Source organism: Polyangium jinanense, assembly GCF_028435265.1.
Classification (GTDB): Bacteria; Myxococcota_A; Polyangia; order Polyangiales; family Polyangiaceae; genus Polyangium; species Polyangium jinanense.
Genome location: NZ_JAGTJK010000034.1, coordinates 101,339 through 109,084 on the forward strand (window position 1 = coordinate 101,339; position 7,746 = coordinate 109,084).

The window sequence follows — 7,746 nt, forward strand, 5'->3', positions numbered from 1 at the left end:
TAGACGTCGACAACACGCGTGAAGCATAGGCATCGTGGTGCCCCAAACAAGTTTGAGGGCAAACGAGTTCGTCGCATTGATGTAGTGCCGGCTCGGGCAGGGTCAAGGCATCTTTGTACCGCGGGCAAACTTGTTTGACGCCAAACGATGATGGCGCGGTCCCGGGCCTTACCTGTCCCGTTCGAGCTGTCCCGTGCGGTCGAGTCCTGGCCGCCTCGTTTTATTCCCGCTTGCCCAACACCCGTCGCGGAAGAAAACCGAGCATGGGGCCAACAAGGAAGGCGAGTCCCACCATGACCCCCGTCATCGCGAGGTTCGGCATCGTGTCGCCTCCTATACCGTTGATGTCCTGTTTCTCGTTCTTCTCGCGCAGGACGACGCGCACTCGAATCGACGCGCTTCCTCGGGGTCTATCGTTTGCAAGCGGCGGGCACACGACAGGTGGGGCGTGCAGTCACGTTACAGTCGCCTGTATCTGGGGAGGGAACCATGGGAAAGCACAGGAGACGATTGCTACTCGGCGCCGCGATCGGTGCGATTGTCGCAGGTCTCTGCCCAGCATCGGCATGGGCGACGAATTCATATCTCCTGCGAACCCAAACGGATGCGAGCGGCCTGGTCACCGTGGCGGTTTTCGAACGCATCGCCGGGAACGAGCAACAGCACTTTCAGGACTTTGCCATCGACGTTCCCCCGGATTTCGTCGCCGTGGGAGGTGGAATCGAGGGCACGAATTACCCAGCCGGCAACCTGATCACGGCTTCGTATGCCAACGACAACCTGTCGGCCTGGATGGTCTCATCCAAGGACCACAGCGTGGCGAATCCGGTTCGGATTCGTGGTTATGCCATCGGGCTCAAGATCAGCCCGCTCTCGCGTGAAGAGCTCATGCGTTACATCCAGGTCGCCGCGAACTCGAGCGGATTTGCCCAGCATCCCGACGTTTCCGTTGGCGTACCAGGTGGTTACGTCATGATCGGGGGTGGCATGAAGGTGGAGTGGATGGGCGCGGGAAATCTTGCGACGGCGTCCTATCCGGAGACTCCGTTCAACTGGCGAGCACGTTCCAAGGACCACGAGCATTATAGCCCTGCCAATCTCAGGGTCTATGCCATCGGCCTCGCGGAATACATTCCGGGCGTAGGGCGCGTCCGTGTGGAAATCGCATCGGCGACCTCCGGGACTGCGCCTCATCCTTCGAGTGCGGCCAACATTTCGCCCGGCTTTGCTCTCACCGGTGGCGGCGCACTCGTGCACTGGTCGGGAGCCGGGAACCTCCTGTGGCGGCTCAAGCCGATCACGCAGGGCAATCAGCACGGCTTCGAGGCCGCTTCCAAGGACCACAACGTCCCCTCACCGGCAACCATCACGACGTATGCGCTTGGAATTCGCATCCAATGACGGGTGCAAGCCCGTCGAGCGAGCTCTTCTCTCATAGACGTTACCGGCTGCTGCGGCTGGTTAGGCGCCATGGGTACGGCACCCGCTGCGCTCGAACGCAGCCGCCACCAGGTCGCGAACTTGCCTGTAAAGACGTCGGTCCGCCGTTGCCGGATCGAGCCCCTCCGCCAAGAATACGGCATCGGTGAACAACCGCACGTCATTCGGCGGATTTTGCTCGAGCGTCCGCCACTTGTTCGGCGGCAAGCAGAATCCGAGTCGAACGCAGAGATCGTTGAGCAGCCGGTGTACTTCGGACTCGGTCAACATCGCACCTCAACTCGCGCGAGCGCGGCACAGAGCTCGCGAAGCTGGAATGCCTCGGCCATCGCCCGCACCTCGGCCGCCCACGCGGAGAACTGCGCGTCCTCCATTTCGATTGCAGCAAGCGCATGCAAGAGATCCGTAATTCGTCCCCGCTCGGCGAGGTCGAGGAGGCGCGCCATCACCTCTTGAGGCGGCTCGATACGTGGCGCGGGCGTAGGGCGGCCGCGGAGGACGTACGAGCGGGTGTCGCAGCGAGCGCGAGGGCGAGGACAGCAACGAGGCGACGGGTCACGTGCGTGGATGCTACCTCCTGCGAGGTCGGATGTCCTCGGGCCGCTTGCGCCAGATCTATAGGACGTTGGTCCCATGGCGGGATTTTTTCGGATCGGGCAAGACTCAGGTGTCCCGGATTCGATCCACGAGACGAACCAGATCGGCCAGCGACTCCGCGCCGAGCTTCTCCATCACCCGGCCCCGATGAACCTTGATCGTCTTCTCCGCCGCGCCGAGCTCCGCCGCGATCTGCTTGTTCAACAAGCCCTGCGCGACGAGCAAAGCCACCTCACGCTCCCGCGGGGTGAGCGCCGCGAAGCGTGCTCGAACAGCCTCCTTCTCGACCCGCGCCGCCCGCGCCTCGGCGTCTCGCGCGAGCGCCCGCTCCACCGCCGCGAGCAGATCCGTGTCGTCGCAGGGTTTGGAGAGGAAATCGATCGCGCCCCCCTTCATGGCGCGCACCGAGCTCGGCACGTCGCCGTGGCCGGTCAAGAAGATCAAGGGGAGCGGGAAGCCTCGTCGCGCGAGCTCCTCCTGAAGGTCGAGGCCGCCGATTTCGGGCATACGGAGATCCACGACCACGCACCCCGGCCGATCCGCGGGCGCGCGCTCCAGGAACGCGCGGGCAGAGGCGTGCGCCTCGACCGCATACCCCGCCGAGCGCAAGAGCCGCTCCAGGCCGCGCAGCACGGAGGGGTCGTCGTCCACCACGAATACGGTGCGCTCCATTGGTGTCATCGCTGCCTGGTCGCAAGAACATGAACCAACATGCCTGGCATTCCTCCCCCAGATCCCCGACCATGTCAACGATGCGAGCGTCCCTGGTTTTGCTCGTCGACGACGACCCCCAGAGCCTCAAGCTCCTCTCCGACGCGCTCGCGGGTCAGCCCTTCGCCCTCGCCGTGGCGCTCGACGGGGACATGGCCCTGCGGCAGATCCGGCGCGAGGAGCCCGACCTCGTGCTGCTCGACGCGGTGATGCCTGGCATGGATGGCTTCGAGGTCTGCCGGCGCCTGCAGGCGGACCCGTCCACGCGTGACATTCCGATCATCTTCATGACCTCGCTCGCGGACACGGCGAGCCGGGTGCGTGGGCTCGAGCTTGGCGCTGTCGATTACGTGACCAAACCGTTCGTGCGCGCGGAGCTCGCGGCCCGGGTGCGCGCGCAGATCGCCGTGCGCGCCGGGGCGCGGGCACTCGCGGAGAAAAACGCCGAGCTCGAACGGACGGCCGCGGAGCTCGCGCGCGCCCGGGATACGCTCGAAGCCGAGGTGGTGCGCCGGACCGACGAGCTCATGGCCACGAACCAGCGCCTCACGCACATGAACCGCGTGGCCGCGATGAGCGAGCTCGCGGCGTCGATCGCGCACGAGCTGAACCAGCCGCTCGCCGCGATCCTGAGCAACGCGCAAGCGGCGCGGCGCCTGCTCCAGAGGACGCCGCCAGACGTCACGGAAGCGCTCGCGGCGCTCGGCGACATCGTGGACGACGACCGGCGCGCCGCGACGATCATCCAGCGCATGCGCACGATGCTGAAGAAGGGCGCGCCGCGCACGGACGGGCAGGACCTGAACGAGCTCGCGCGCGAGGTGGCGCGGCTCGTGGGCAATGACGTGCTCCTCCGGGGCGCGACGCTGCGGCTGGACCTCGCGCCGGGCCTACCCCGGGTGCGCGGCGACGGCATTCAGCTCCAGCAGGTGGCGCTGAATCTGGTGGTCAATGCGCTCGACGCCGTCGCGGACCGGCCGCCCGACAGGCGCCTCGTCGTGGTACGGACGCGCGGCGACGGCAAGGATCGGGTGGTGCTGTCGGTGGAGGATTCGGGCAAGGGAATCGCCCCGGCGGACATGGAGCGGGTATTCGAGGCCTTTTATACGACGAAGGCAGAGGGGCTCGGCGTGGGGCTCGCGATCAGCCGTTCCATCGTGGAGGCGCACGGGGGGAGGTTGTCGGTAGAGAACAATCCAGGCGAGGGGGTGACGTTTCGGTGCCAGTTGCCGGTTTGGGAGGAGGGTGGGGCGTAAACGGGCGGATGTTCAGGACCCGAGCGGTAGGATCTCGACCTGACACGTGTTGTTTTCGCACACGGCGATGGCGTCGCCGCATCCGAGGCGGGTACACCCGCCACCGCAGCCTTGCGGGCGGTGCTCGTTGGCGTGCGCCTTGTTGAACGCCTCGGCCTTTCCGCCGTTGCAGTGGTCGCAGCACGCGGTCTCGACGACGACGCAGTCAGCGTCCGATTGGCATGCAGTCGCCGGGCCGGCGCTCGCCCCATCGCCTTGCGGCTGGCCGTTTCCCATGTCGCCCGGCGACGCGCCGGCGCACGCGAGCGCGGCGAGCGCCCACAGCAACAGTCCCAACATCCTGAGCACGCGTCTGTTCATGGGGCTTCTCCTCGACGAGCGGTGGACGATGATGAACGGAACGTAGGAGGCTCATCTTACACACGCGCCTCGCTTACCGATGTTGTGGGAGCTCGTGGAGGAAGGGAAGCCGCATTCCGCGGCTTACCTCGCCGGCGCTCCCGGCCGCCGGAGTTGCCGACGGTTGGTTTTTCCGGCTGTAACGCCACCCGTCTGCCCGTGCCCGCAGGAGGGCCGTTCCGCTTGCCGTCCGACGCCCGCCGTGCAACCGTCGGGCCGTGGCAGAAGCGCCTATCCTCCGCCGAGGCGCCGATCCGTCACGACCGGGATAGGGGCGCGTGTGAGCCAGGACCCCGAGATGTTGCGGCGCCTGCTGCGCGCGAAGGATCGGATGGACGCCGCCTCGCATGAGGACTGGCCCGTCCGGCGGCTCGCCCGCGTGAGCGGCGTCTCCGAAGCACACTTCGCCCGGTCGTTCAGGGAGGCCTTCGGCGTCCCGCCGCACCGCTACCTGCTCACGCTGCGCATCGAGCGGGCCATGGCGTTGCTCCGCGAGACCGACCTGCCGATCGCCGAGATCGCGTTCGAGACGGGCTGGAAGAGCTTGGGCACGTTCGGGCGCACCTTCCGCGACGTCGTCGGCGAGAGCCCTTCCGCGATCCGGGCGCGCGAGAAGGCCGCGTCTCACGACCTGAAGAGCGTGCCCGTCTGCTTCCTGCGCGCCGCCCACCGCCCCCACCTCACGATCGCAGTTTCGGAGAAGCGACGGCAGGAAACGGGCGGTACGAAGGGGCCCGAAGAAACGGAGGTCCCATGAGTCAGGGTGTCGAAGTGGTCGGTCTGTACGTGCGAGATCAGGACGAAGCGTTCGCGTTCTACGTCGAGAAGCTCGGGTTTCGCGTCCACACGGACGTGAGGAACGGTGACTATCGCTGGCTCACGGTGCAGCACCCGGACCAGCCGTCGTTCCAGCTCGGCCTGTTCACGCCGGGGCCGCCGGTGCACGACGCGGCGACGGCGCAGGCGCTGCGCGAGCTCGTGGCCAAGGGCGCGATGCCGTCGCTCGTGCTGGTCGTGGACGACTGCCGCGCCGCCTACGACCGGATGCGTGCCCGAGGAGTGGAGTTCACGCAGGAGCCCGTGGAGCGGTACGGCACCGTGGACGCCGGCTTCCGCGATCCGTCGGGGAACGGGTGGAAGATGATCGAGGCGCGCCGCTGAGGCAGCCGTCGCGCCGGGGGGGAGCGATGAGCGCTCGCGGATGATCTCGCGCTCGAACTCCTTCCCGGCCGTGGGCGTGGGCCTTTGGCTCGTGCTCGCGGGCGGCGCGGCCGTGATGATGCTGCTGCCCGGAATCGTGGCCCCGTCGCGGGCGGCCACGCTGGTTTATCTCGGCGCATTCTCGTTCGGCAGCATGATGGCCATGGCGGCGCTCGCGCAGCTCCTCGCGCGCGCCACGCGGCTCGCCCACAGTCAGGCGCGGGTCGCGGCCTTCGGGTCGATTCTCCTCGGAGCGATTTGGACCCTTCACGCCGCGACGGAGTGATACGATGCTGCTCGATCCCTCCTTGCTGCGTTGAAAAAGGGCTCATGCCTCGCCCCTTCAGACACCCCGTGCCGCTCGAGATCGGCGGCGCCGAGCTCCGCGACCTCGTTTCTGCCTGCATGGATCGGCTCGCGCCCTGGCTGGATGGGCTGAACGAGCAACCGGCCCATTCCCTCGACGGGAGCCATAAGGTCGCCCGCGCCTTCGACGAGCCCATGCCCGAGCGCGGCGTGCCCTTCCGGCGCGTGCTCGCGAGGCTCTTCGATCGCGCCATTCCGGTCAGCTTGAATCCGGCGTCGCCAGGCTATCTCGGGTATATCCCCGGCGGCGGACTGCCGAGCACGGCGCTCGCGGATCTCATTGCCGACATCACCAATCGTTACACGGGCCTCTGGATGCCTGCGCCCGGCCTCGTGCAGCTCGAGATCAGCGTGATTCGCTGGTTCTGCACGCTCGCGGGGTATGGGCCTTCCGCGGGGGGCTGGCTTTGCTCCGGTGGGTCGATGGCAAACCTCGCCGCCGTCGTGACGGCCCGCGAGGCGAAGCTCGGGGAGGATATCGACAGGGGTGTGCTTTATACCTCGGAAGGAGCGCATCACTCGATCTCCAAGGCAGCACGCGTGGCCGGTTTGCCGCGGCGTAACACGCGCGTCGTGCCCGTGGACGCGTCGTTCCGGTTGCGGCGCGACGAGCTTGCCAGGGCCGTCGCCGCGGATCGGGCCGCGGGACTGCGGCCCTTCATGGTCGTCGCGCAGGCCGGCTCCACGCCGGTCGGCGCGGTGGACGATCTAGCCGCATTGGCGGACGTTTGCGCCGAGGAGGGGATATGGCTCCACGTGGACGCGGCGTACGGCGGGTTTTTCCTCCTCACCGCGCGCGGGCGGGGCGCGCTCGCAGGGATCGAGCGGGCGGACTCCATCGCGCTCGACCCACACAAGGGGCTGTTTTTACCTTATGGAACCGGCTGTCTGCTCGTGAAGGAGCTCGCGACCTTGCGTGCTGCTTTTTCCGAGGCGGCCGCGTATCTGCCGCCTTCGCAGGAGGACCAAGAACACTGGGATTTTGCGGATCTCGGCCTCGAATTGAGCCGTCCGGCCCGTGGTCTGCGTATCTGGTTGCCGGTCTGGCTGCACGGCGCGTCGGCATTTCGCGAGGCGCTCGACGAGAAGCTCGATCTCGCGCGAGACGCGGCGGCGCGTGTACGGGCCCTCCCCGGCGTGCGTATCGTGGCCGAGCCGGAGCTGTCCTTGTTCGCGTTCCGGGTCGAGCCACCGGGCATGAATGCCACGGAGTTCGACGCATTCAATCGGCGCGTGCTCGCCCGCGTCAATCAGCGAAAGCGCCTGATGTTGACGGGCACGACGTTGCGTGATCCGGCGCTCGGAGAGGAAGTCTTCGTCATCCGCGTCTGCGTGCTTTGCTTTCGCACCCATGCGGACAGGATGGACATGCTGCTCGAGGATCTCGCAGACGCCATTGCGGACCCGCGGGGGTAAGGCCTGAGCATTGGTCTCATCTGGGAAGGCGCTGCGCTGGGGCTTTGCCCCAGGCCCCACCCGGGGCTGTCCGCCCCGGGACCCGGACCAGCGCAAGCGCTGGACCCGGGGTCGATGAACTGCGCGATGCGCAGTTCATCGAACAGGCCGAGGCAAGACCGGCGAGCGGCCCTGCCAACCGAGACAGCTGCGCTGCCATTTCGACTGGCAACGCGGTTCCACCGGCCCGTTGGAAGAACTGCGCGCAGCGCAGTTCTTCCACCAAAGGTCCAGGGCTTGCCCTGGTTCTGAGCATTGGTCCCATCTCCGATCGGTACATTCCCCCCCTCTGACGACATTTACCGAGTGAGATGTTGGATGC

General features: G+C 67.0%; 11 protein-coding genes. 6 read left to right on the plus strand and 5 right to left on the minus strand.

Translation table 11 applies throughout. The features are described from left to right. Positions 1 to 220 precede the first annotated feature (220 nt). Complete coding sequence (locus KEG38_RS38480) at positions 221 to 385, minus strand: hypothetical protein (RefSeq protein ID WP_272425422.1); 165 nt, start codon at positions 383 to 385, stop codon at positions 221 to 223. A 104-nt stretch (positions 386 to 489) separates the two neighbouring features. Between KEG38_RS38480 and KEG38_RS38485 the strand changes: the two genes are divergently transcribed. Continuing rightward, positions 490 to 1,401 carry a hypothetical protein gene (locus KEG38_RS38485; RefSeq protein WP_272425423.1) on the plus strand — a complete coding sequence of 304 codons (912 nt, stop codon included), beginning with the start codon at positions 490 to 492 and terminating at the stop codon, positions 1,399 to 1,401. A gap of 60 nt (positions 1,402 to 1,461) precedes the next feature. Here KEG38_RS38485 and KEG38_RS38490 read toward each other — a convergent pair whose 3' ends face one another. From KEG38_RS38490 to KEG38_RS38500, 3 genes are all read right to left on the minus strand, one after another. Beyond that, entirely contained in the window at positions 1,462 to 1,710 is a 249-nt protein-coding gene (locus tag KEG38_RS38490) for a hypothetical protein (protein WP_272425424.1), read from the minus strand. After that, complete coding sequence (locus tag KEG38_RS38495; protein ID WP_272425425.1) at positions 1,704 to 1,889, minus strand: hypothetical protein; 186 nt, start codon at positions 1,887 to 1,889, stop codon at positions 1,704 to 1,706. The genes KEG38_RS38490 and KEG38_RS38495 overlap by 7 nt, the downstream gene beginning before the upstream one ends. 214 nt (positions 1,890 to 2,103) lie before the next feature. Next, positions 2,104 to 2,718 carry a response regulator transcription factor gene (locus tag KEG38_RS38500; RefSeq protein ID WP_272425426.1) on the minus strand — a complete coding sequence of 205 codons (615 nt, stop codon included), beginning with the start codon at positions 2,716 to 2,718 and terminating at the stop codon, positions 2,104 to 2,106. A 62-nt stretch (positions 2,719 to 2,780) separates the two neighbouring features. On the opposite strand from KEG38_RS38500, the gene KEG38_RS38505 reads away from it, so the two are divergent. After that, a complete protein-coding gene (locus KEG38_RS38505) occupies positions 2,781 to 4,004 on the plus strand; it encodes a sensor histidine kinase (RefSeq protein WP_272425427.1) in 1,224 nt (407 codons plus the stop codon). A gap of 12 nt (positions 4,005 to 4,016) precedes the next feature. On the opposite strand, the gene KEG38_RS38510 is transcribed toward KEG38_RS38505, so the two are convergent. After that, positions 4,017 to 4,364 (minus strand): hypothetical protein, encoded by a 348-nt coding sequence (locus KEG38_RS38510; protein WP_272425428.1) that lies wholly within the window; start codon positions 4,362 to 4,364, stop codon positions 4,017 to 4,019. A 319-nt stretch (positions 4,365 to 4,683) separates the two neighbouring features. Between KEG38_RS38510 and KEG38_RS38515 the strand changes: the two genes are divergently transcribed. From KEG38_RS38515 to KEG38_RS38530, 4 genes are read left to right on the plus strand one after another with little or no spacing between them, the layout of a single operon-like run. After that, the gene (locus KEG38_RS38515; protein WP_272425429.1) at positions 4,684 to 5,160 is read left to right on the plus strand and encodes a helix-turn-helix domain-containing protein; all 477 of its coding nucleotides are present in this window, start codon (positions 4,684 to 4,686) and stop codon (positions 5,158 to 5,160) included. Further along, positions 5,157 to 5,564, plus strand: a complete 408-nt coding sequence (locus tag KEG38_RS38520) for a VOC family protein (protein ID WP_272425430.1) — start codon at positions 5,157 to 5,159, stop codon at positions 5,562 to 5,564. The genes KEG38_RS38515 and KEG38_RS38520 overlap by 4 nt, the downstream gene beginning before the upstream one ends. Positions 5,565 to 5,604: 40 nt before the next feature. Beyond that, complete coding sequence (locus KEG38_RS38525) at positions 5,605 to 5,889, plus strand: hypothetical protein (protein ID WP_272425431.1); 285 nt, start codon at positions 5,605 to 5,607, stop codon at positions 5,887 to 5,889. 44 nt (positions 5,890 to 5,933) lie between these two features. Then, entirely contained in the window at positions 5,934 to 7,385 is a 1,452-nt protein-coding gene (locus KEG38_RS38530; RefSeq protein ID WP_272425432.1) for a pyridoxal phosphate-dependent decarboxylase family protein, read from the plus strand. Positions 7,386 to 7,746 lie beyond the last annotated feature (361 nt).